Source organism: Roseateles sp. So40a (assembly GCF_048081605.1).
In the GTDB taxonomy this organism is placed as follows: Bacteria; Pseudomonadota; Gammaproteobacteria; order Burkholderiales; family Burkholderiaceae_C; genus Roseateles.
In genome coordinates this window covers 4,826,533-4,850,080 of sequence record NZ_CP182288.1, presented here as the reverse complement: position 1 = coordinate 4,850,080, position 23,548 = coordinate 4,826,533, and the positions used below count along the sequence as shown (strand labels likewise).

18 protein-coding genes and 1 pseudogene are annotated in these 23,548 nt (G+C 65.8%); 11 read left to right on the top strand and 8 right to left on the bottom strand.

The features are described 5' to 3' along the window. Positions 1-21 precede the first annotated feature (21 nt). The 6 genes from ACNI65_RS22100 to ACNI65_RS22075 all read right to left on the bottom strand — a co-directional run bounded on the left by ACNI65_RS22100 (position 22) and on the right by ACNI65_RS22075 (position 6,464). Positions 22-669 carry a PhaM family polyhydroxyalkanoate granule multifunctional regulatory protein gene (locus tag ACNI65_RS22100; RefSeq protein ID WP_416759417.1) on the bottom strand — a complete coding sequence of 216 codons (648 nt, stop codon included), beginning with the start codon at positions 667-669 and terminating at the stop codon, positions 22-24. A gap of 29 nt (positions 670-698) precedes the next feature. Then, positions 699-1,370 (bottom strand): MarC family protein, encoded by a 672-nt coding sequence (locus ACNI65_RS22095; RefSeq protein ID WP_416759415.1) that lies wholly within the window; start codon positions 1,368-1,370, stop codon positions 699-701. A 67-nt stretch (positions 1,371-1,437) separates the two neighbouring features. Next, positions 1,438-2,502 (bottom strand): TraB/GumN family protein, encoded by a 1,065-nt coding sequence (locus ACNI65_RS22090; RefSeq protein ID WP_416759413.1) that lies wholly within the window; start codon positions 2,500-2,502, stop codon positions 1,438-1,440. 50 nt (positions 2,503-2,552) lie between these two features. Further along, positions 2,553-4,883 carry an ATP-binding protein gene (locus ACNI65_RS22085; protein ID WP_416759412.1) on the bottom strand — a complete coding sequence of 777 codons (2,331 nt, stop codon included), beginning with the start codon at positions 4,881-4,883 and terminating at the stop codon, positions 2,553-2,555. Positions 4,884-5,050: 167 nt separating this feature from the next. Next, complete coding sequence (locus ACNI65_RS22080; protein ID WP_416759411.1) at positions 5,051-5,356, bottom strand: DUF3567 domain-containing protein; 306 nt, start codon at positions 5,354-5,356, stop codon at positions 5,051-5,053. Positions 5,357-5,537: 181 nt separating this feature from the next. After that, positions 5,538-6,464 carry a hypothetical protein gene (locus ACNI65_RS22075; protein WP_416759409.1) on the bottom strand — a complete coding sequence of 309 codons (927 nt, stop codon included), beginning with the start codon at positions 6,462-6,464 and terminating at the stop codon, positions 5,538-5,540. A gap of 43 nt (positions 6,465-6,507) precedes the next feature. On the opposite strand from ACNI65_RS22075, the gene ACNI65_RS22070 reads away from it, so the two are divergent. The 3 genes from ACNI65_RS22070 to ACNI65_RS22060 are packed head-to-tail and all read left to right on the top strand — an operon-like array spanning position 6,508 to position 9,314. Continuing rightward, positions 6,508-7,539: a fumarylacetoacetate hydrolase family protein gene (locus ACNI65_RS22070; RefSeq protein ID WP_416759408.1), complete on the top strand. Its 1,032-nt coding sequence runs from the start codon at positions 6,508-6,510 to the stop codon at positions 7,537-7,539. Beyond that, positions 7,520-8,197 carry a DUF4197 domain-containing protein gene (locus ACNI65_RS22065; RefSeq protein WP_416759407.1) on the top strand — a complete coding sequence of 226 codons (678 nt, stop codon included), beginning with the start codon at positions 7,520-7,522 and terminating at the stop codon, positions 8,195-8,197. The genes ACNI65_RS22070 and ACNI65_RS22065 overlap by 20 nt, the downstream gene beginning before the upstream one ends. Before the next feature lie 40 nt (positions 8,198-8,237). Beyond that, positions 8,238-9,314, top strand: coding sequence for a homocysteine S-methyltransferase family protein (locus tag ACNI65_RS22060; protein ID WP_416759405.1), 1,077 nt, complete (start codon positions 8,238-8,240; stop codon positions 9,312-9,314). A gap of 149 nt (positions 9,315-9,463) precedes the next feature. Here the strand turns inward: ACNI65_RS22060 and ACNI65_RS22055 are convergent, their stop codons facing one another. Then, on the bottom strand, positions 9,464-10,669 hold the full coding sequence (locus ACNI65_RS22055; RefSeq protein WP_416759404.1) for an HD-GYP domain-containing protein: 1,206 nt from the start codon (positions 10,667-10,669) through the stop codon (positions 9,464-9,466). Positions 10,670-10,829: 160 nt separating this feature from the next. On the opposite strand from ACNI65_RS22055, the gene metH reads away from it, so the two are divergent. Continuing rightward, positions 10,830-13,565: a methionine synthase gene (gene metH, locus ACNI65_RS22050; RefSeq protein ID WP_416759403.1), complete on the top strand. Its 2,736-nt coding sequence runs from the start codon at positions 10,830-10,832 to the stop codon at positions 13,563-13,565. A gap of 162 nt (positions 13,566-13,727) precedes the next feature. Beyond that, positions 13,728-14,393, top strand: coding sequence for a glycine zipper 2TM domain-containing protein (locus ACNI65_RS22045; RefSeq protein ID WP_416759402.1), 666 nt, complete (start codon positions 13,728-13,730; stop codon positions 14,391-14,393). Positions 14,394-14,509: 116 nt separating this feature from the next. On the opposite strand, the pseudogene ACNI65_RS22040 reads toward ACNI65_RS22045, so the two are convergent. After that, positions 14,510-15,904 (bottom strand): annotated as a pseudogene (locus ACNI65_RS22040) (YifB family Mg chelatase-like AAA ATPase); the annotation flags it as partial. A gap of 138 nt (positions 15,905-16,042) precedes the next feature. On the opposite strand from ACNI65_RS22040, the gene ACNI65_RS22035 reads away from it, so the two are divergent. The 6 genes from ACNI65_RS22035 to ACNI65_RS22010 all read left to right on the top strand — a co-directional run bounded on the left by ACNI65_RS22035 (position 16,043) and on the right by ACNI65_RS22010 (position 23,426). Beyond that, positions 16,043-17,380, top strand: coding sequence for a TniQ family protein (locus tag ACNI65_RS22035; protein ID WP_416759400.1), 1,338 nt, complete (start codon positions 16,043-16,045; stop codon positions 17,378-17,380). Between the two features lie 293 nt (positions 17,381-17,673). Further along, positions 17,674-17,883 carry a DNA-binding protein gene (locus ACNI65_RS22030; RefSeq protein ID WP_416759398.1) on the top strand — a complete coding sequence of 70 codons (210 nt, stop codon included), beginning with the start codon at positions 17,674-17,676 and terminating at the stop codon, positions 17,881-17,883. Between the two features lie 356 nt (positions 17,884-18,239). Then, complete coding sequence (locus ACNI65_RS22025; RefSeq protein WP_416759397.1) at positions 18,240-18,986, top strand: TnsA endonuclease N-terminal domain-containing protein; 747 nt, start codon at positions 18,240-18,242, stop codon at positions 18,984-18,986. Next, positions 18,986-21,247, top strand: a complete 2,262-nt coding sequence (locus ACNI65_RS22020) for a hypothetical protein (protein WP_416759394.1) — start codon at positions 18,986-18,988, stop codon at positions 21,245-21,247. Before ACNI65_RS22025 ends, ACNI65_RS22020 begins: the two co-directional genes overlap by 1 nt. Continuing rightward, the gene (locus ACNI65_RS22015) at positions 21,244-22,449 is read left to right on the top strand and encodes an ATP-binding protein (RefSeq protein ID WP_416759393.1); all 1,206 of its coding nucleotides are present in this window, start codon (positions 21,244-21,246) and stop codon (positions 22,447-22,449) included. Before ACNI65_RS22020 ends, ACNI65_RS22015 begins: the two co-directional genes overlap by 4 nt. Then, positions 22,446-23,426, top strand: a complete 981-nt coding sequence (locus ACNI65_RS22010; protein WP_416759392.1) for a TniQ family protein — start codon at positions 22,446-22,448, stop codon at positions 23,424-23,426. The genes ACNI65_RS22015 and ACNI65_RS22010 overlap by 4 nt, the downstream gene beginning before the upstream one ends. Positions 23,427-23,548 lie beyond the last annotated feature (122 nt).

The window sequence follows — 23,548 nt, the reverse complement described above, 5'->3', positions numbered from 1 at the left end:
CCTCGGGGAACTGCGGGAGGCTCAGGAGGTCTTGCGCTTGGCGGCGGGCTTGCGCGCCGGGGCGGCCTTCTTGGCGGCGGGTCTGGGTTTGGCGGCGGTCGCGGTGGACTTGGCCGCGGCCTTGGTGGCGGCCTTCTCCGGCGCGCTGGTGCTGGCCGCCGCGGCAGCGGTGGTTGCGGCGGTGGTCGCTGCAGTCGCGGCGGTGGCGGCCGTCTGCGCCGTCTTCATCGCATTGGCCGCGACCTGCGTGAATTGCTGGGTCAGGGCATTCCACCACTGCAGGGGATCAGCCCCGGCGGGCTTCTCCGCGGACGGATCGGGGCGCTTGTCCTCGCCGGCCGGAGCGGACGGGGCGGCGGGCGCCACGGGAGGCACCTTGGACTTCAGCGCTTCCTTCAAGTCGGCCATCGGCACGTTCATCGCATGCAGCGTGGACAGCGTCATGCGCTGGACCTCCAGCGACTGGATCGTCGCGGACAGCAGGCGGGCGTTGTTCTCGAGCCAGAACTGCACGGTGCGCAGCTCGTCGATGCGCTTGTCCAGTTCCGCCGGGTCCAGCGTCGGTGCCACCCACTGGTTGAAACCGGGGATGGCGGCGCCGGCGTTCTTCATGAGCCCCTGCAGGAAGTCGAAGCCGGGAACGAATTTGCTGAAGTCGGTGTCCGCCATGGTGTCTCCTCGGGGCAGGCCGGTGGGCCTCAGGTCGGGATGTGGTTCAGGTCGGCCCAGCCGGACCACAGGATCTGGATGCCGATGCACAGCAGCACGAAGGCCATCAGCCGCATCATGACGAGCGTGCCGACCTCGCCCATCTTCATCAGCAGCCGGCCGCCGTTGCGGTAGATCAGGTAGACGACCGCGGCGGTGATGGCCGCGCCGATGGCCGCGATGCCCGCGCCCATCACGTAGGGCACCGGCGAGCGCGGGATCTGCGCGCCCAGCGCGATCGCCGCGGCGATGCTGCCCGGACCGGTCGTCAGCGGGAAGGTGATCGGGAAGAAGCTCCGGCGCACGATCTCGCTCTCGCTGATGTCGCCGGGCGAGGCGTGCACGACCGCGGTCTGCACGTCGTCGGTCTCGTTGCGGGTGAGCATGACCCACGCGCTGTAGGCCACCAGCAGGCCGCCGCCCACGCGCACCACCGGCAGCGAGATGCCGAACAGGTCCAGCACGTAGGTGCCCACCAGCAGCGACACCATGATCACGACCCAGCCGTTGATCGCGACCTGGCGCGACAGACGCTTGAGGACCTTGTCGTCGCCGCCGGCCGCGCCGATGACGATCGGGGCCACGCCCACCGGATTGATGATGGGCAGCAGCGTCAGCGGCACCAGGAACAGCTGCTGGAGGAAGGACGGCAAGGGGTCCAAGATGCGGGCTCCGAAGGAACGGGTCGGGACGACGGGTGACAGAGCGGCTCAGTGTGCCGCAACTCCGTCACCGCGATCCGGAAGGCGGCATCAGGGTTACCTCGAAGCCCTGCTGGCGCAACAGAGCCGGCAGCGCCTTCGGACCGGTCATGTGCATCGCGCCGACGGCCACCAGCAGCGACTGGCCGCGCTGGTGCAGTTCGGAGATCCGTTGGGCGAGGGCCGGATTGCGGCCATCGTTGATCCGTTGCAGCGCCGCACGGTCGCTGGCGTCGGTGACGCAGTCGCACCACTCGGCGTAGCGGTTGAGCCGCGCCAGGTCGCCGCGGTCATACACGGTCACCATCGTGTCCAGCGTGCGCAGCAGCGCTTTCGGCCGCTCGAGCTGGCGCAGGTTGGCGCGCAGCTCGTGCTTCGCGGCCTCGGGATCCGACGGCAGCAGCGCCTCGAGCTGACCTTGCAGCGTCTCCAGCGCCAGCACCGGCAGGCCGCGGTCGCGCGCCCACTGGCTGAGCAGCATCTCCTGGCCGTACCGGGTGTCCAGTCCCAGCGCCCGGGCCCGGAACAGCATGTAGGTGCTGGTCTGCAGCAGCGGATGCAGGCCGGACAGCGCGTTCGGGTCCAGGCACACGGCGGCGGCCTGGGCGTCCAGCCGCTTGCGCAGCGAGGCGTCCAGCGGCAGCGCCGGCATCGGGGGCATCTTCCAGCTGTCGCGGTCCAGCGGGTCGAGCTCCAGCGCCACCGCGTCGACGGCGCTCAGCGCCCGCAGCAATCGCGGACCCGGCGCGGCCCAGGACGGCTTGCCGACATGCAGGCTGGCGTACAGATAGGACGTCCGTCCGTCGCGCTGCAGCGTCCACATCAGACCACGGTCCCGGGCCTGCGCGGCGAGGCTGGCGTCAGACAGCGCGGCGGGCTGGGGCGGGCAACTGGGGGGTGCGGCGGGCGTGGCGAGTGCGGCGGTTGGGGCGGGTTTCGCGGCGGCGGCCGGTTTGGCGGGTTGGGCCACCGCGGCGCTCGCGCCGGTCAGCAGCGCGGCGATCGAGACGAGGACGGTGGCCGCCGCGCCCTTGGCGGCGAGGCCCGTCCGGCGGATCCGCGGGACGGACGCGGTGCGGGGGGAGGGTGACATGACGGAGCTCTGAAGCATGTGGGGCACGATGCCACAGAACCGGACCAGGGTCAGGCCTTGCCGGCGCGGAAGCCCATCTCGCGGCGCTGGCGCACCTCGGGTTTGACGCGATGCTCGGCCTCGAGCAAGGTCATGAATTCCGCCGGGGAGAGCGTCTCGCCCAGGATCTCGGCCTGCTGCCGCACTGCGGCGAAATCGCCCAGCGTCAGGGCATCCAGCGCGTCGAGACGCGCCAGCAGCGCCTCCTCGATCCCCGCACCGGCCGGGCCGGCCGGCTCGTCGAACGCGCCGAGCTCGCGCTCGAACATCGCGCGGCGTTGGTCGGGTCGCAGCGGCTTGAACCGGATCTTGAAGCTGAAACGCCGCAGCGCGGCCTCGTCGAGGTCGTCGAAGGCGTTGGTCGTGCAGATGAACAGGCCCGCGTAGCGCTCCATGCCGGCGAGCATTTCGTTGACCTCGCTGACCTCGTAATGGCGCTCGGCCATGCGACGGCTGCGCAGGAAGCTGTCGGCCTCGTCCAGCAGCAGCACCGCGCCCTCGGCGGCGGCGGTCTCGAACATGCGCGCCATGTTCTGCTCGGTCTCGCCGACGTACTTGGACATCAGGTCGCTGGCCAGGCGCACCATCAGCGGCCGCTGCAGCTCGGCGGCGATGTGCTCGGCCAGGGCGGTCTTGCCGCTGCCCGGCGGACCGTGGAAGCACAGCGTGCCCATGCCGCGGCGACGCAGCGCCTCGATCAGGCGCGGCAGCGCGAATCGGCTCTCGCAATGGATCAGGTCCAGCGAGTAACGCGTCGACGACGGCCTCACGCGCGGCGACGCGTCGCCCTGGCCCAGCGCCTTGTCGGCGTGCAGCAGCTGGCGGCTGACGAGGCGTTCGTTGGCCTCGGCCGGCGCGTCCTCACCCGCGAGCCTCGCGAAGCGCACCGCGGTGCGGATCTGCGCCGGCGTGAGCCCTCGGCGCTCGCACAGGCGCTCGGCGAAACCGTCGGGGACGGCGAGGTCCTCCAGTGCCTTGCGCACCAGGCCCAGCCGCGCGCCCGGCGGCGGCGACTTCAGCTCCAGGTGGTACTGGAATCGCCGGCGGAACGCGGGATCGATGTGCTCGATGCGGTTGGTGATCCACAGCACGGGGACGGGGTTGCTCTCCAGGATCTGATTGACCCACGCCTTGCCGTTGACCGCCATCGGCGCGGGCATCTCCAGCGCCGCGTCCAGTCGCGCCATCAGATGGGCGGCATCGCCGCTCAGGTGCGGGAACACGTCCTCGACCTCGTCGAACAGCAGTGCCACGTCTCGGCTGGCCTTCAGGAACACCTGGCTGATCTGCAGCGAGCGGTAGCGGTCGCGACCCGACAGCGCGTTGCCGTCGCGGTCCGCGTACTCGACCTCGTAGAGCGCCAGGCCCGCCTCGCGCGCGACGACCTTCGCGAACTCGGTCTTGCCGGTGCCGGGCGGGCCGTAGATCAGCACGTTGACGCCGGCCTGCTGCTGCGCGACCGCGTTGCGCAGCAGCGTGGCCAGCAGCGTCAGGTCCTCGCCGATGAACTCGAAGTCGGCGCGCTGCAGCGGGCTGGGCGTGACCGGGCGGGTGAACACCGCCATCAGGTCCTGCGGACCGTCGTAGGCCCGCATCAGCACCGGCGGCAGTTGCTCGCTGACCTTCATGAGGTCGGACAGGTCGGTGATGTTGTGCTCGGCGATCAGGTTCTCGATCATGCCCACGCGTTCCAGGCGCGAGCCGGCGCGCAGGGCGTCAGCGACCTCGTGCGGATCCACGCCGGCCACCTCCGCGATCGCGGCGAAGGCCTCCTGCGCGGTGTTGACCTTGAACTCGACCAGCGCCCCGCGCAGCTCGCGCTGGTAGCGCGCCAGGGTGCCGTACAGCAGCAGCGCGCGTTCCGCGGCGTTGAGCTGCAGCAGGCGACCGAGCACATCGATGTTCTGCTCCACCAGCGTGGACTGGCTGCGGAGTTGCTGGTCGAGCGCGTCGCAGGTGCAGGACAGCAGCGCGAGCAGGTCCTTGGGTGCGTCCTTGATGTACTCGTCGAGATAGAAGAACAGCGTGCCCTCGGCGAAGGGCCCGCGCCACACGCCATGCCGGGCGAGGAAGGTCGCGTCGGCGAGGCGCTCGTGGCCGGCCCACAGCGCGTGGCCCTGGCAGCGGCGCGCGAGATAGCCGCGAACGCGCGACAGCACCTGCGGCGGCCACACGAGGTGACGCGCGGTGAGCGCGAGCAGGCCGCTCAGGTCACGGCGGGGATTGAAGCGATTGGCATGGCGGACCGTCAGCGTCAGCACGAAGTGCGAGCACATGCGGTCCAGCACCGGACTCTCGGACAGGCCCGGGGACACCAGCGGAGGCTGCGCGCGCTTGGCCATGGTCGATCGGCAACGAGCTCCGGGACGAGCAGTGAGGACATGGCCCCGAACTCGGGCGCCGCCGGCCGCGCGCGCCTGGCAGGTGCGCGACCGCACGATCTTGGCGCAGCGGTGGGCGCAGGACAAGCCCCGGGGTGACGGGGCCGGGGGTCAGCGTGGGTGGCGGGTCAGTGCATGACCACGGGTTGCTGGCCGAGGTTGGCGTATTGGGCGATGAACGCGTCGAGGTCGTCGACGTCGGGGCCCTGCTCGATCAGCGCCTCGACGCCTTCCTGGAAGGTCTGCGCCAGCGCGCCCTCGATGAAGATTTCCTTGCGGGTGAACTTGTCGACGATCTCGAAACCGTCACGCTGCAGCGAGGGCAGGTTCGTGTGCTCCACGAGCGCGGCGTGCGCGGCGTCGCCGGGCGAGGGATCGACCGGCACATCGAACTGGACAACGATGTAGCTCGGCGAGTCGTAGAGCATGTGCATGAAAGACTCCTTTGCATGAGGAGTTATGGCCTGCCGCGAGGGTTTCAACCCCCGCTCCCAACCAGGCCATGACCCCATGGTGGCAGAACTGTCCGGGCCGGACGCACCGGGAACCAAGCATTTGTGGTGCCAACCGCACAGGGTTTCACGTTTTCATCGATCGACGCGCGCGCCCACGGGTTCACTCCAGCAAACGGAGCGCCCACTGCTCATCGTCATCCAGGCTGAAGCTCAACTCGACCGGCAGGAACGCCCGCTGCCCGTCCAGCCAGGCCGTCCATGCCAGCGCCGGACGCCCCGCCGCGGCCGGCCGCTCGCGGCGCAGCAGCCAGCGGTCCCCCTCCCGGGCGGCGACCTCGAAATCCCAGTCGATCGCGCCCTGCGGGCCGGCGACCGGAATGCGCAGGCGCAGGCCCAGGTGCAGGTCGGGCTCTGCCGCCATCAGCGCCGACAGCTGCAACCACCAGGACAGCCGATCCTGCGTGCCCGCCGACAGCGCGTAGGCGCGTGCGCCGACGAGCAGACGCGGCGTGTCGGCGTCCCGGTCGAACACGATCAGCTCGCGTTCCCGGCCCTGGCGCCGCACCCGGTGGCGTTCCGGCATCAGGCCTTGCGGACCGACCCGGCCTTCGCTGTGCCAGGACGGCAGGGCGCGATCGCCGGCGCGACGCTCCAGCAGCAGGTCATACCGGCCGTCCTCGACGCGGAAGCTCAGCGAGGCCTCGCCGGGCTGCCCGTTGACCGTCAACGCGTAGGTGAGGGACCCCGCGCCGCGCAGCGGCAGCGCGAGCAGCGCCGGCACGGGCCGGGCGTCCTTGGCGGACTGAACGGCCGCGGCGGTCGATGCGAGGTGCCTCGGTTCAGCCGGGGCCTGGACCTGGGCCTCGAGCTCGGGCGTGTTGACCGATGCTTTCCGTGGCGGTGCAGGTGACGGCGAGGGCGGCGTGGTGGTCGCCTCTTTCGGTGGCGGGCTCACCATCCGGACGGCGACCGCCGAGGCCTCAACCGCGCGCGGCGGCGTCGGCGGCGCGCCCATCAGCGCCCAGGCGTGGAGCGCCAGCGCGCCGGCGGTCGCCGCCGCCAGCGCGATCCGGTCCTGGGGTGACAATGCCGCCACCGCTCGCCCGACGATTGACTGTCCGTTCACCACAATGAAACTTGCTACCTACCGCGACGGGTCCCGCGACGGCCAACTGGTGGTCGTGTCCAAGGACCTGAGCCAGGCATGCTATGCCAACGGCATCGCGACGCGCCTGCAGCAGGTGCTCGACGACTGGAACTTCATGGCGCCGCAGCTCGAGACGCTGTCGCTGGCGCTGAACCAGGGCCGCGCGCGGCACGCCTTCGCCTTCGACCCGAAGCAATGCCAGGCCCCGCTGCCGCGGCTGGCCGGATGGATCGCCGGCGAGGCCTATCCCGACCAGGGCCAGGGGCTGCGCGAGCGCGGCCTGGCCTGGCCCGAGCGGCTCAGCGCGCCCTTGCTGCGCGCCGGCGGCGCCGAGGCGCTGCTCGGGCCGGCCGACGTCCTGGACCTGCGCGTCCCCGGCCTGGAACCCGAGGCCCAGCTGGCCGTGATGACCGGCGATCTGCCGCAGGGCGCGGTCCCGTCGCAGGCGCTGGAATCGGTCCGGCTGCTGATGCTCGTCAGCGACTGGGTGCTGCGGCCGGTGCAGCAGGAGGAACTCGCCAACGGCTGGCCGGCCTGGCACAGCCGCCCGGCGCTGCAGTTCGCGCCCGTCGCGGTCACGCCCGATGAACTCCCCGGCGCCTGGTACCTCGGCCGCGCCGCGCTGCAGCTGCAGATCATGCGCAACGGCCGCAAGCAGGCGGTGCTCGACGCGAAGGCCGGCATGCAGTGGAGCTTCGGCGACCTGCTCGCCGAGGCCGCCCGGCATCGGCCCCTGCGCGCCGGCACGCTGATCGGCGCGGGCATGCCGGCGCTGGCCAAGCCCGTGGTGCTGGAGCAGGGCGACAGCCTGCGCATCGAGTTCAAGCTCGGTGACGGTCCCGGCCCCTTCGGCGCCATCGACATGGACCTCGCGGAGTCGGAAGATGCAGAGACCGCCGCCGAGAACGACCCTGCGCCGGACGCTGCCGGCGACGAATCCCCGGACGCCGCCCCCGATGGCGACGCCACTGCCGATGCTGAACAAGGAGACCTCGATGAAGCTGCTTCGCCGTGACCTGATCGCGCTGCTGGGCGCGGGATGCGCCTCGCCCTGGGCGATGGCGCTGAGCCTGAGCGAGGGCGACGCCGCGTCCGGCGTGCGCGCGGCGCTGGAGCGTGGCGCCCAGGCGGCGCTCACGAACCTGGGGCGCACCGACGGCTTCCTCGGCAACCCGCAGGTGCGCATCGAGCTGCCGGGCGCGCTCAAGGACGCCGCGCGGCTGCTGCGCACCACCGGCCAGGGCAAGCGCATCGACGACCTCGTGACCTCGATGAACCGTGCCGCCGAGCAGGCGATGCCCGAGGCGCGCCAGCTGCTGGTCAACACGGTGCGCAACATCAGCGTCGAGGACGCGGTGCGGATCGTGCGGGGCGGCGACAACGCGGTGACGCAGTTCTTCGAGGAGAAGACCCGCTCGCCGTTGACCACGAAGTTCCTGCCCATCGTCACGAAGGCCACCGAGCGCCAGTCGCTCAGCGAGAAGTACAACGCCGTCGCCGGCAAGGCCTCGGGTTTCGGCCTGATCCGCAAGGAAGACGCCAACCTCCAGTCCTACGTTACCGACAAGGCGCTGGACGGGCTGTACTTCATGATCGGCCAGGAGGAGAAGAAGATCCGCCAGGACCCGGTGGGCACCGGCAGCGCGATCCTGAAGAAGGTCTTTGGCGGTTGAGAAGGGTGGCGCGGGGCGCGGTTTTCTACAATCGCGTCCCATGAACGCCCCGATCCAGACCCGTCCCGCCGCCGCCTACACCCGCGGCGCCGCCTTGCCCGCCATCCTGGCGAAACGCATCGCCGTCCTGGACGGCGCGATGGGCACGATGATCCAGCGCTACAAGCTGACCGAAGCGGACTTCCGCGGCGCGCGCTTCGCGGATCACCCCAAGGACCTGAAGGGCAACAACGACCTGCTGGTGCTGACCCGGCCCGAGGTCATCAGCGAGATCCATCGCCAGTACCTGGACGCCGGCGCCGACATCATCGAGACCAACACCTTCGGCACGACCACCGTCGCGCAGGAGGACTACGGCCTGGAAGCCTTTGCCTACGAGATGAACGTCGCCGCCGCGCGGCTGGCCCGCGAGGCCTGCGACGCGTTCAGCACGCCGGGCAAGCCGCGGTTCGCGGCCGGCGCGCTCGGCCCGACGCCGCGCACCGCGTCGATCAGCCCTGACGTCAACGACCCCGGCGCGCGCAACGTCGACTTCGACACGCTGCGCGAGGCGTACTACGAGCAGGCCAAGGGCTTGCTCGAAGGGGGCGTGGACCTGTTCCTGATCGAGACCATCTTCGACACGCTCAACGCCAAGGCGGCGATCTTCGCCGTCGACCAGCTGATGGAAGACACCGGCGAGCGGTTGCCGGTGATCATCTCCGGCACGGTGACCGACGCGTCCGGGCGCATCCTGTCTGGCCAGACGGTGACCGCGTTCTGGCACTCGGTGCGGCACGCGCAGCCGCTGGCCATCGGCCTGAACTGCGCGCTGGGCGCGGCGCTGATGCGGCCCTACATCGAGGAACTCTCGAAGGCCGCGGGCGATACGCCGATCTCCTGCTATCCCAACGCGGGTCTGCCCAACCCGATGAGCGACACCGGCTTCGACGAGACGCCGGACGTCACGGGCCGGCTGGTCGGCGAGTTCGCCGCGGCGGGTTTCCTGAACATCGCCGGCGGCTGCTGCGGCACGACGCCGGACCACATCCGCGCGATCGCGCAGAAGGTTTCCGCCTATCAGCCGCGCCGCTGGGGCCAGCCGATCTTCAGCGCTCTGATCCCCGAAGAGGCTTGAGCTTCAAGACCCCCTCTCCCGCGTAGCGGGAGAGGGCGGGGGTGAGGGCTCTACGAAGGGCTCCGTGCCCTCACACGAGCCCTCACCCCAACCCCTCTCCCGCTTCGCGGGCGAGGGGCTTCCAGGGTCAGCGGCCTGGGCAGTCCCATTCAATACAGCTTGAGCATCGCATCCATGTGGATGCGCAGCCGGATCTCATGCGGCGCGAGGCTCGCGGTGACCGCTTGCGCCGGCAGGCGCGTGTCGCGCAGCACCGGCACGGTCAGCGGCGTGCCGCTGCGTCCCACCAGCGACGCCACCAGCGGCTCGCTCGCGGTGTGGCCGCGCTTGAGCACCATGCCCTCCTCGCCATTGGCCAGCCGCACCAGCGATCCCGGCGGATACAGCCCGATCGCCTTGATCAGCGCGGCGCCGGCCTCGTCGGGCTGCTGCGCCTCGTCCAGGTAGACCGCGCGCGCCGCCTGCGCCGCGGACAGGGCCCGGCGGCTGCGCCGCGGACTGAGCCGGGCGCCATAGACATCCACGCGACGCAGCAGCCTCGCCATCAGCTCGCCATCGGACCGCCCGGCCAGCGGGCCCGGTCCGGCGTCGTGATGCAGGCGCACCGCGATCAGCCAGTCGTCGTCATCCACCCCGATCGAGCGCAGCGTCGCCGCGGCGCGGTCGCCATGTCCGGCGAGCTGCTCGCGGTGCGAGTCTCCCAGCGATTCCGGCCGCAACGCGTGCTGATCCTGCAGCGCGCCGCTGTCCAGGTTCATCGTCAGCGCCGCCATGCCCAGCGTGCGCCGGCGGCCCTCTCCCCAGCCGAGCTGCCGGGTCGTCATCTCCGCCAGCGCCAGCGACAGCAGCGCGTGCCGCGCGCTGTACTGCAGCGGCTCCTGCGCCGCGTCATGCACCAGCACCGCCAACGAGGCGTCGGGCTGCTGCGTCAGCCGCGCCAGCACCTTGTCCAGCAGCTCGGTGAGCCGCATCAGGAAGTCCGGCCGCTGGGCGTCGCGCAGCACCTGCTGCGCATGCCACTGCAGGTCGGCCCAGATGGCGGTGTGCGCCGGTCCCGTCGCGGCGGCGATCGGCATCGGACGGGTGGGTTTGTATTCCGCCTTGGCGTTGGCGAGCGCGGACAGCGACGCGCCCTGCAGCATCATCGTGTCGAGCTTGTGGGCCAGCGCGCGCTGGTACTCGCGCGTTTCGTGCGCCTGCACCCAGGGGCCGCGCGCGATCAGGTCGCGCACCTGCGGCGTGTCGGGCAGCGGATGGCCGGCGGCGAACAGCAGATGACCCGCCGCGTCGCGCAGCGAGAACGTCAGCACCTGTCCCACGCGCAGGCTGTTGGAAGGCAGTTGGACCAGATCCACGTCGGCTTCCCGGCGACTCGCGGTCGCTCCTCGTTGTCGTTTGCGGTCGAGCATACGGGCGCGGGTGTCGCCGGGAGGCTTCCGGCACGAACAAACCAGGCCCCGACCGGTAGAATGCACGCCGTTTCCGCTACCAGCAAGGCCGCGTTGGCGGCACGCCATGTCCGCCTCGCAATCCTCTCCAGTCTCCCCGATGAAGCTGTCCGGCCTGGAGCCGGTGAACATCGGCGCCGGCACCTTGTTCGTCAACATCGGCGAGCGCACCAACGTCACCGGATCCAAGGCCTTCGCGCGGCTGATCCTGAACGGCGAGTTCGAGGCCGCGCTGAGCGTCGCCCGCCAGCAGGTCGAGAACGGCGCCCAGGTCATCGACATCAACATGGACGAGGCCATGCTCGACAGCAAGGCCGCGATGGTGCGATTCCTCAACCTGATCGCCTCGGAACCCGAGATCGCGCGCGTGCCGATCATGATCGACTCGTCCAAGTGGGAGGTGATCGAGGCGGGCCTGAAGTGCATCCAGGGCAAGGGCATCGTCAACTCGATCTCGCTCAAGGAGGGTGAGGACGAGTTCCGCCGGCAGGCGAAGCTGATCCGCCGCTACGGCGCGGCCACCGTCGTGATGGCCTTCGACGAGACCGGCCAGGCCGACACCTACGAGCGCAAGATCCAGATCTGCGAGCGCGCGTACCGGATGCTGGTCGAGGAGATCGGTTTCCCGCCCGAGGACATCATCTTCGACCCCAACATCTTCGCGATCGCCACCGGCATCGAGGAGCACAACAACTACGCCGTCGATTTCATCGAGGCCACGCGCTGGATCAAGCAGAACCTGCCCGGCGCCAAGGTCAGCGGCGGCGTGTCCAACGTGTCCTTCAGCTTCCGCGGCAACGAGCCGGTGCGCGAGGCCATCCACACCGTGTTCCTGTACCACGCGATCCAGGCCGGCATGGACATGGGCATCGTCAACGCCGGCATGGTCGGCGTGTACGACGAGATCCCCGCCGACCTGCGCGAGCGCGTCGAGGACGTGGTGCTCAACCGCCGCGAGGACTCGACCGAGCGGCTGCTGGAGGTGGCCGAGTCGGTCAAGGGCGCGGCCAAGGACGACAGCGCCAAGCTGGCCTGGCGCGCGGGCGACGTCGGCGCGCGGCTGTCGCATGCGCTGATCCACGGGATCACCGATTTCATCGTCGAGGACACCGAGGAAGCCTGGCAGGGCATCCTGGCCAAGGGCGGCCGGCCGCTGCACGTGATCGAGGGCCCGCTGATGGCGGGCATGAACGTCGTGGGCGACCTCTTCGGCGCGGGCAAGATGTTCCTGCCGCAGGTAGTCAAGAGCGCGCGGGTGATGAAGTCCGCGGTGGCGCACCTGGTGCCCTACATCGAGGAGGAGAAGCGCCAGCTCGCCGCCTCGGGCGCGGACGTGCGCTCCAAGGGCAAGATCGTCATCGCCACGGTGAAGGGCGACGTGCACGACATCGGCAAGAACATCGTCACGGTGGTCCTGCAGTGCAACAACTTCGAGGTCGTGAACATGGGCGTGATGGTCCCGTGCCAGGACATCCTCGCCAAGGCGAAGGTGGAGGGCGCGGACATCATCGGGCTGTCGGGCCTGATCACGCCCAGCCTCGAGGAGATGCAGCACGTCGCGGCCGAGATGCAACGCGACGACTATTTCCGCGTCAAGAAGATCCCGCTGCTGATCGGCGGCGCGACCACCAGCCGCGTGCACACGGCGGTGAAGATCTCGCCCCATTACGAAGGCCCGGTGGTCTACGTGCCGGACGCGTCGCGCTCGGTGGGCGTGTGCTCGGAGCTGCTGTCGGACGAGCGCGCCACGCGCTTCATCGATGAGCTGAAGTCCGACTACGAGAAGGTCCGCGAGCTGCACGCCAACAAGAAGCAGACGCCGCTGGTGACGCTGGCGCAGGCGCGCGAGAACAAGCAGCGCGCGGACTTCACGACCTACACGCCGCCGGTGCCGCGCTTCATCGGCCGGCGCCAGTTCCGCAACTACGACCTGGCCGAGCTGGCGCAGTGCATCGACTGGGGTCCGTTCTTCCAGACCTGGGACCTCGCGGGCCCGTTCCCGGCGATCCTCAAGGACGAGGTCGTGGGCACGGAGGCGCAACGCGTCTTCAGCGACGGCAAGCGCATGCTGCAGCGGCTGATCGAGGGCCGGTGGCTGAGCGCCAGCGGCGTGCTGGGGATGTACCCGGCCGCGCAGGTCAATGACGACGACATCGAGATCTACAGCGACGAGTCGCGCACCGAGGTGCTGATGACCTGGCGCGGTCTGCGCATGCAGTCCGAGCGGCCGGTGGTGGACGGCGTGCGCCGGCCCAACCGCGCGCTGGCGGACTTCATCGCGGCCAAGGGCTCGGTGCCGGACTACATCGGGCTGTTCGCCGTCACCGCCGGGCTGGGCGTGGACAAGAAGGAGCGGCAGTTCATCGACGACCTGGACGACTACTCCGCGATCATGCTGAAGGCGCTGGCGGACCGCCTGGCCGAGGCCTTCGCCGAGCGGCTGCACCAGCGGGTGCGCCAGGAGTTCTGGGGCTATGCGTCGGATGAGGCGCTCAGCAACGAGCAGCTGATCGCCGAGGCCTACCGCGGCATTCGTCCGGCGCCGGGTTATCCGGCCTGCCCGGATCACCTGGTCAAGCGCGACGTCTTCCGCGTGCTGCAGGCTGAGGACATCGGCATGGCGCTGACCGAGGGCATGGCGATGACGCCGGCGGCGAGCGTGAGCGGCTTCTATTTCGCGCATCCCGAGTCGACGTACTTCAACGTCGGACGCATTGGCGACGATCAGGTGGCGGACTGGGCCGCGCGCATGGCGCTGGACCAGAACGCGGCGCGCAAGGCGCTGGCGCCGCTGCTCGGCTGACGCGGGCGCGCAACGAAAAACGCAGGACGCGGCCTTGTCCTACAGGCCGCGTTTCACCCATTTACAAACGGAACGAAAACTGGCCCCCGCGACTTGTAACAGCGTGGCATTCTTCGCCCATCCCCCGAGCTAGGGGAAAACCATAAGAGGTGAATCATGGCGATGACTACCAATCACAAGATCGCGGCGGGAGCCGTTGGGGCGGCCGTGCTGGTCGTGGCGGCCTTCTTCGCGGGGCGCCATCAGTCGGCTCCGTCGATGCCGGACACGCCGCTCGCGGCGGCCGAGCAGTCCGGCAACATCGTGGATCGCAACGGCGCGAACGCCGCGGACGAGGCTCGCGCGGCACGCCGCTCGGGCGATGACGCGGTGCAATCGCAGCGCTCGAACGACTCGCGTCGCTCGCAACCGGCGCAGAACTCCCGCGATGGCGGCTCGACCGGTTATGCGGACAACACCGGCTCGTCGGGCTCGGGTCAGGCGGATTCGCGTCTGTGCTCGTCGTGCTCGACGGTGCTGGGCGTGCACACGGAAGCCCGCCAGGGCCAAGGCACGGGCCTGGGCGTGGTCGGTGGCGCGGTGGTCGGCGGCCTGCTGGGCAGCGCGGTCGGCGGCGGCACCGGCAAGAAGATCGCCACGGTGGGCGGCGCGGTCGCGGGCGGTTATGCCGGCAACGAGATCGAGAAGCGCCAGCGCAGCACGACTGTCTGGGTCGTGAAGCTTCGCAACGCCGATCAGAGCAACCGCACGATGACGTTCAGCCACGACCCGGGCGTGCAGAGCGGCGACATCGTCCGCGTGAGCGACGGTCAGCTGGTGCGCCAATGACCGCATGCTGATCGCGCACTGATGGCGTTGATCGGGATCTGATCTCGATCACTGCGTTGAAGAGGAATGCCGGCGAGAGCCGGCATTTTTCATTGAGGGTCACGAATGGCGCCCGATCACGACTCCCGCCCCGGCAGCGCCCGTCGCCACTGGATCGCCTCGCTGACGTGGATCGGAGCGATCGTGTCGTTGTCGGCGAGATCCGCGATGGTGCGAGCGATCCGCAGCACGCGGTGGAAGCTGCGCCCGGACCACGACAACCTCGCCGAGACCCGATGCAGCAGGCTCAGCGCCTCGTCCTCCAGCCGCAGGTGTTCATCGACCTGCCCGGCGGAAAGCTGCCCGTTCGCGCAGCCCTGTCGATCCACCGCGCGTTGCCGCGCCTGCGCGACGCGCGCCGCCACCACCGCGCTCAACTCGCCATCCGCAGAACCGGTCAGCGTTTCCGGGGGCAGCACCGGCACTTCCACCGTGAGGTCGATGCGATCGAGCAGCGGCCCCGACAGGCGGTTCTGATATCGCCTCACCTGATCGGGCGAGCACTGGCAAGGCTTGTGCGGATTGCCCAGATGACCGCAGGGGCAGGGGTTCATCGCGGCCACCAGCTGGAATCGCGCCGGGAATTCCGCCTGATGCGCTGAGCGCGAGATGTGCACCCTTCCGGTCTCCAGCGGCTCACGCAGCGCTTCCAGCGACAACCGTTGAAATTCGGGGAGCTCGTCGAGGAACAGGACACCGTGCTGGGCGAGCGTAATCTCGCCGGGACGCGGCGGTGAGCCGCCTCCGATCAAGGCCGCCGCGGAGGCGCTGTGATGCGGCGCGCGAAAGGCCCGCCGTGCCCACATCGCCGGCCGAAACTGCCCATTCGCGCTGAGCAGCGCGGCGGACTCCAGCGCTTCCGCCTCTGACAAGGGCGGCAGCAGGCCGGGCAGGCGCTGAGCGAGCATCGACTTGCCGGTGCCGGGCGGGCCCACCAGCAGCAGGCTCAGTCCACCGGTGGCGGCGATCTCCAACGCCCGCTTGGGGCCGGACTGGCCCTTGATGTCGCGCAGGTCGAGCGTGGTGTCGCAGGTCGGCGGCGGATCGCGCTGGATGCGCGGCAAGGGCTGGTCGCTGCGCGGTTGCAGTGCATGGACGAGGTCGATCAGATGCGCGGCCTCACGCACGACCAGGCCTTGCACCAGCGCGGCTTCCTCCGCGCATCCGCGCGGCAGGATCAACTCGCGCTGCAGCTTCGCCGCGCGCAGCGCGAGCGCCATCGCCAGGGCGCCCTTCACCGGACGCAGCTCGCCGGACAGGCCGAGTTCACCGGCGCATTCGAGGTGGGTCAGCAGGTCGGTGTCGATCTGGCCGCTCGCGGCGAGCAGCCCCAGCGCGATGGGCAGGTCGAAGCGCGCGCCTTCCTTGGGCAGGTCGGCGGGCGACAGGTTGACGGTGATGCGCTTGTTGGCGGGGAACTCGAGGCCGGCGCTCTGCAGCGCGGCGCGCACGCGCTCGCGGGTATGCCTGACAAATCAGTCCGAACAGCAACAACTAAGTCCGAACACGCTCATCAATGAAATCAGTCACTTGCATGAGAGCACCAACGGCTACTCCGAACAGCTCAAAGTCTCCCGAACTTGTGCGTCTGGGCGTCGATGGAGAGGGCCATGTCTAGTCTGAAGCGCGGCGATCGCATGGTGCCCTTTATGCCGCGGTTCTTGGCGCCAACCGAAACCTTGTATTCCTTGTGCTCGCGCTACGCGCATCTAACGGGCAACCCCGATAGTCAACCAATCAGCCGTGCCTTGCTTGGCCATCGGCGCGCGTCATGTCTCCATGCCATGCCGGCGGGGCTTGGTCATCTCTGCGAGATCTCCGTTGGACTCGTGGTGTTGGATGCAGATTTGCTGCGAAGACGAAGCGGCTTAGCTGCCCTCTGGCCGTTTCTCGATCAGCGAAAGAGACAAAGTCTGCTCGAACAAGCAGCCTCGCCACCGCTCAAAGGCACGAGGCAGCCGAGCGGCCTTCAATGGAACGTTCTTCCCAAAACCGTCTTTCTACGTCATTGCTCCCACTGTTTGCGAAAGGATCTCCAAGAGACGGGGGTACCGATCTGGCGCAACGAGCATCAGCTCCCCGGCGTCTGGATCTGCTTGGAGCACCGTACCCGTCTGTCAGCCGTAGAAGTGCCGGCCGGCTGCAACCGTTGGGCGCTTCCAGGTAATCAGCGGTCTGTGGAAACGGCAGTCTCTATCGACTGTTCGCCGGAACTGGCGAATTTGGCCAAGGCCATGAGCTGGATCAGTGAGAAGGACTCCCTGTCGAGCGTCGAGCTGTCCGTCATGGTTCGCGGGCGCCTAGCCATAGCCGGATTCTCAAGAACCGACATCACGATCGCCGACGAGGATCTCGCAAGGTTCAATGTAAGTCAGATCATGCCGCTCACTGCGGCTGGCTGCCCGGATCTAAAAAACCTTCCAAGGGATCCTCGCTGGATTCGTGAGGTGCTTGCCGATCGACGCGCACTTCATCCAGCTAAGTGGGGCGTGCTTATCGCAACCAGCGGAGATTGCGAATTCAACGCTCTTGATCGCGATTTGCGTGAAGCGCAGACGCGTGTGAGTCCTATGTCATTACCGGGCACCGCCAGAACGCGTCGCACTCGTGCCCCTGATCGCCTGTATGAGGCGCTTCAGAAGCATCGATTACTTTCTGACGCGTGCTCGGCCTGCTTGATGACTCTCAGCGAGGGCAGAGCGTGGATGCGCCGCGATGGTGAACTTCAGATGGCTTGGAGTGCCGCCAAGATCGCCAGACGGCGTGAGCACTCTCGATCCGCCGTTCTGAACTACTTGAAAGACCATCCAACAGCTCTGCGGAGCGAGCTGATTCACCGCTGCGGTCGGCATGTCAGATGGCTATTTCTCCACGATCTCGCGTGGATTGAAGGCGTACTCCCACGTGCTTTGGGGCACTTGGCTAGTCAGCGCGAGCTGGGCCTTTGAGGCCTATAAGCGACAAAGCACTCGTCATCTTTAGCGCGCCACAAAATAGTACCAACACAATTTTTTTGATGCCCGAATGGTGTATGAAATATCAATACGACCATTTGGTCGCTGCTGCGCAGAAATGCAATGGCGTATGAGATATCACCATTCATATTTTTTGACTACGTGACGCCGCAGACGCGATCCGATAAACATTGACAGAACGCCGGCGTCGCCCCAAAACTCTCCAAGATCAGTTGGGACTCGCCTATCCGCGCTCATCGCGCGCAGATAAGAACTGCAAAGCAACGATGTCTCAGATGCACCTGAAAAAGACCTCTACGGCCCAAGAAATCAAGCGCGACTTCCACAGGCGGGGAGTCTCCATCGCGGACTGGGCGAAGAGTCGAGGGTTTGACGCAGACTTGGTCTACGTCATCCTCGGCGGGAAGCGTAAATGTCTACGCGGCGAATCCCACCGGATTGCCGTCGCCCTTGGCCTCAAGTCTGAGGAGGAATAACCCTCAAAGTCGATAAAACCAAAAGCTGAAAAAAGGCGACTGCCCGAGAGCTGATACCTTTCGAGCAGTCTATCTACACCCAGCGGGGAGCTATGGCGGAGACTGAGTCGTCATGGTAGCGCGCGTTCGCGCGCGGTCAATCCCCACTGAGTATAAATATGTTAGATCGCGTTAGGCGAGACTCAGCCACGCCTGTGCGTTACGGGGAAGTATTCCATGCATCTAGATCGCTCCGTCGAAACTGGACTATGGCGATGAGACGCCGAAATCAGAAGCGCGGCACTGGTCATGGCGCCGCGTACGAGGCGTATATACAGGTGACACGAGGCGACTTCAGTTCTCGTGGACGCTCTCACGTGATTCCCAGCCCGCTGCACGCAGGACGTGCACATCACGTATTGAGCGACTTGGAGCGCAATGTCTTTCTCGCTCTGCTCACATTCAGACCGGTGGACGTGCGAGAGCAGTATCCGCTGATGTTGGAGTCGGGCATTGATGTTTTGCTTCTGCCACCGGGTCTGCCGGAGTTGTCATTTGGTCCGGGCACGCTTGCCATAGCGAAGGAGCAGAGGATTAGACATCCGCCGCATAAGGGATCGACTGCGCACATGACGACTGATTTCGTCGTCACCCTTGGCGATGGCTCTATCGTAGCCGTTCATTGCAAGTGGGCGGCCGACCTAGCGAAGATTCGGAACATCCAACTTCGCAAGCTGGAGGAGGAGTACTGGCGCCAGCGGGACGTTCGGCTGGTGGTCGTCACAGAAGTTTCCATGCCGCGGCGTCTCGTCAACAATCTGAAGTGGGCGCTATCTGCCATGTCGTCCGACGCGAACTACCGCGCCAACAATGACATCCCGTCCAATTGGATTCGGGACGTTTTCGATCTGAACGCGTCGAAACGCTTTCCGATGCGCGGAATCCTCGAGCGCCTGGCGCTTACTTATGAAGTAACTGTTGAGCAGCAAGTGGTGTGGCTGAAGAAGGCCGTCATGTTCGGTCTCATTCCGGTCGATCACAGCACTACCGACCTCCACTTGGCTTCGCCTTGGAAAATGCTCAATGGTCCGGCCGCCGCCATCCATTTGCTCGGTGGTGCGTGATGACAGATGAGACGCATCACCTTAACGCGAACACCGCGATTCATGTTCCTGAACGAGTGGCGGACGAGGTCGGACTGCATGCCGGCGTCTTCATGGTCGCTTATGTGCATCGACTAAGCGACGGAGCCTACCTGCTAGCTTTGGGCGATCCCAAGGCACATGTGGGACTAGATGGGCGGTCTCGCAGAAGCGAACCGGCCGGCAAACCTTCCCGCGTTCCGCTCTCGTTGATCGAGCGACATCTAGTAAGAGGCGCCATCGGCCTTGTCTCAATCCTGAAATACGAATGGCAGACTTCGTATGCAGACAAACTAACTGAGTGCCAGCAGCGCCATGTCGACAAGTGGACGCGGGTGCTGCGAGATATCATCGATAACCATCAATTGGAACGGATGTTTGTTTTCGGCCGCTTCTCAGAGATCATCACTAGCGTCGTTAAATTGTATAGGGTCAGCGAATCAAGTGTGAAGAAGAAGCTGGTCCGATATTTTCTATCAGGCGGAAGTCTGGAAGTCGCCTGCATGCCCACCCATGGTTTGCCGCGAACGCAACTCAGGAAGGTAAGTAGAAAGCTCGGCGCGAAAAGCAAGAAGTTCAAGGCTCGTGAAAATCCGGAAGACGAGGGCTTCAACGCTACGGAGGAAGCGAAATTGGCGGTGGCGACGTTCCACCGAACGTGTGCTGAACAGGTCAACCGTGAGGCGCCGGGAACAACGCGCAACACCCCGGTTTCTAAGCATTGGCGTGACTACCTCACGCAATATGTCGATGTGCCGGAAGAGATCGGGCCCGACGGCAGGGTGAATATCGGGACGAACCCCACTTTTGCACTTACCGAGCGGCAATTCCTCTACTACTGGAGGAAAGAGGAAAGCGCTCTGGCAGAAGCCAAGCGGCGCGCCGGGGAGTTGCGCTGGGCAAAAGATAGAAGGGTCATTACGTCACACGCGCGGGTGGAAGACCTGTTCCCTGGATCGACCTACATCATTGATTCGACGATCGCTGATGTTTACTTGGTCTCATCCCTCGGTAGGAAACGATTGATTGGCCGGCCTGTCATCTACGTGGTGCTTGATGCCTTCTCGTACTTGATCTTAGCCGTGCATGTCTGCTTAGAGGCCGCGAGCGCCGATCAAGCGAAGATTGCTCTTTATCAGGCAGTCACTCCCAAGGAACGATCGGCAGAGGCGCTGTCATTGCGGCCGCAGGTCGCTGAAGGTCTTGTTGCCGGCGTGATCCCGCAGACTGTGTTTTCGGATCGAGGCAGCGACGTGCTGTCGATGAAGGTCCGAGAGGCCAACGGGGAGGCAGGCATCATCCATGCGGTTGCTGCCGCATATCGTGCAGACTGGAAGGCGCTCGTCGAACGTTATTTCAAGCTCCAGAATGACGCCGAGATCCATTTTCTGCCCGGCGCTACGAAGGGGCGGCAGCGCGAGCGCGGCGACCGAGATTGCCGGCTTGACGGCAAGCTGACCCTCGCCGACCTCAAACGCCTGCTTCTGGCGCTGGCCGCCGAGTGGAATTTGACCCACGACTGTTCGGAGCACGTTCCAAGAAGTCTCAGCAATTGCGGCGAGGAGTTCCTCACCACACCGCTCGGTCTTTATGAGGCTGGTCTTCGTTGGCTCCATGGCTCTGCGGCCTACATGAGTCGAGACGAAGCCGTCCGTACATTTCTTGCTCCTCTCAAGGGACATGCGCGCCGTGACGGCATCACGCATGAAAAGACGCGGTACGTCGCGAGCTGGATGATCGAGAACGCGTGGTACTTCCACCGCATGCAAGACGGGCAGCTCACCGTCTATCGGGACCCGGACGCCCAGACCCGCTGCTTCCTCTTCGGGGAACACGGCGAGCGATTAGAGGCGGCGATCTTGGATCGTCGAGGCGACCTTGCGGGTGATGTGTTTCTAGACGATCACGCCGATGCGGTGGCCCATGCCACATATGACGCAGATGACATTCAAAAATCCCTCGCGGGGCAGAAGAAGGCCCTGACGCACATCAGGAAGCAGGAGGTCGAGGAGGCTATACGGCAATCCGAGTTTGCGCAGGCAAATGACTCTCGACCAGCGTCCCAAAAGTTGGGCGACCTTCGAGCTAACCGGGCCGCCGAGATGGCGCATCAGCAGGGCGCCACTCCCCTCCTCCTGCATGCCGCTCCTGGGAAACGTTCAAACCCTGCACGTTCGACAGAGCCTTCCGTCGACCTCTCCGAGGCCGAGGAGATGCGACAGATCCTCAGGGCGATCGAATGACTATCAATTACTCCGACCTACAACCTGCTCTGCATCGAGGCAATCCGCTCATCGAAGCGCTGCCGCCCATCACGGCCGATCGTGCGACTCTGACTAAGGAATTGCAGCTTGGCCCAAGGATGTCGATGGAAGCCTGCAGAGCTGATCCGCTTCACCTGCGCGTTCACAACGTCCACACCCTGGACTCCGTCTACTTACCGACTCCAGTGTCTCTGAGGATTGCTGATGCAACGGACGAAGCGCTTAGAGCTGCTTATGTACCCCGCAATCCCATGACCCGGGACGGAGAGCACTATCGGTATCAGGATTTTGACCCATCCTGGTCTCCGATCTCCAGCGTCGCATCTCTTGGATGCCTCTACGCAGAGGCAGAGAGCGGCCTCGGAAAGACCACCATGTTCAACCGCATACTTGCGCGCTATCCCCAGGTGATCATCCATCAAGCGTATAGGGGCGTGCCCTTTCACCAGACGCAGCTAGTTTGGATCAGAGTTCAAACCCCCAGAGGCGGAGCGACGATTCAGCTGCTATGGGATCTGCTGGGAGCGATCGACCAAGCGTTAGCGGCTCATGGAATTCAGAGTTCATTCCGGCCGTCTCAAAAGAAGGGCGATCTAATGGATCGACTTAGCCGTGCGGCCAGGACGCTCTTTCTTGGGCTGATTCACATAGACGATGTTCAGCAGTTCTGCGCGAGCACACGCGGGGAAGATGAGGTCCGGGGATTTTTGGTCAGGCTAACTGAGGTGGTCAAGGTGCCGTTGCTGCTCACCGGTACTCTAGAGGCCACTAAGTTCTTCGGCGGCGGTTTTGAGGTTGCGCGGCGTGCGTGCTCATTGGGAGCGTTCGAGATAACTCGGGCAAAGAGCGCGAGCGATTCGATTTTTGATGCTCTTGCCAGACACCTACTGAGCTTCCAATTGGTGGATCGCCCGTTAGAGGTGACCTCCGAGTTGGTACAGGAACTCTACGATATGTCGAAGGGTGTGACCGCAGTACTGAAGAAGCTGCACATCGACGCACAAAAGATCGCAATGAAAGCGCCGCATGTAAAAGCCGGTTCCGTGTCGTTGACGCTCGCCCATTATAAGGCGGCAGCTGCCTCATTGAAGGTGCTCGCCGCGCAGCTCCGAGACCTCAACCCCAAGCTTTCGGAAGTCGAGGCTTTCGCTCAGGCCGCCTCTTCCGAATTGCACCAGTGAACGTCAATCTACTCAAAATCGCCGCTACTTGGCCAAGACAATGGTGCTTCATCCGTCCTATCGACGATGAATGGGTCGTCGGTCTACTTGGGCGTGTGCATTGGTTAGCTTGCGTGCCCCCGGCGCGAAGGTTCTTTCCCGAGTTCCTTGGAACGTCCGACTTCAATGGTTTGGAAAGTACGGCGCGCCATGCCATTGCTTCGGGCCTGTGGGGGGAGCCCGAGATGGCCGCCAATAGTTATGGGTTCCCTAACTACTTTCGGCAGTTCCTGGGGGGACTTGACGGCGGTAAGTTTCCGGAGCGGGCGGCCGACTTATGGGTTACCGGGCGCTGCAAAAAGGAGGGTGGACTTGCTAAGCCAATGCTGCATTCGCAGATGCGCGCCTGCGAAGAGTGTTGGGACGAGCAATATGCAGTCCACGGATTTAGAACGTGGCTGCGTTCTCACAATTTGCCTGGCGTAACTGCGTGCTGGAAGCATTGCCGGGCACTCGCCGGCATGAGTTGGGATCCAACCGGGGCGATGCTTCCACATCGCCGACTGTCATGGCCGTCGCGTTTGGCCAGCACCGAAGAGATCTGCTTTGCCAACATCTCTCATAACGCGCTATTTGCGGAAGGTGCAGGCCGCCACTTTGTGCGTGGACTACGAAGCTCGAAGTCGATAAAGCACCGAGAATGGAAGACGAAGCTTATCGCCGATGCAATTCGCGAAATGCAGCCGCCTAGCTTCCTCCAGGCTCTAGGGCTCAACGATCGTTGCTTGCAATCCTGCTTGGAGGATATGTCGCAAGGGACGTTGTTTGCATCGATCGGCTATACCCCTCTTATCCTCGTTGCATCGATGGCGATTGCAGGGGGGCCGCTGTCAGAGAGACTTGAGCTTGCGGAAGGAGGGGAAGGGGGGCCATATCTATTAGAACGATGGGGACGTGGGCCCAACGAACCTTTCGGACGAATGAGTGACCGTTTTTGAACAGGAGGCTTTTGCGCCAACGTCCCGCCCCGAGGCTAAGCCGTGTGTGCTCGCCATCGGTTGACCCAAAACCTCTACCCACCCCGCGCCATCTGCTTGGAGTTTCATAGAGGGCGCCAAGG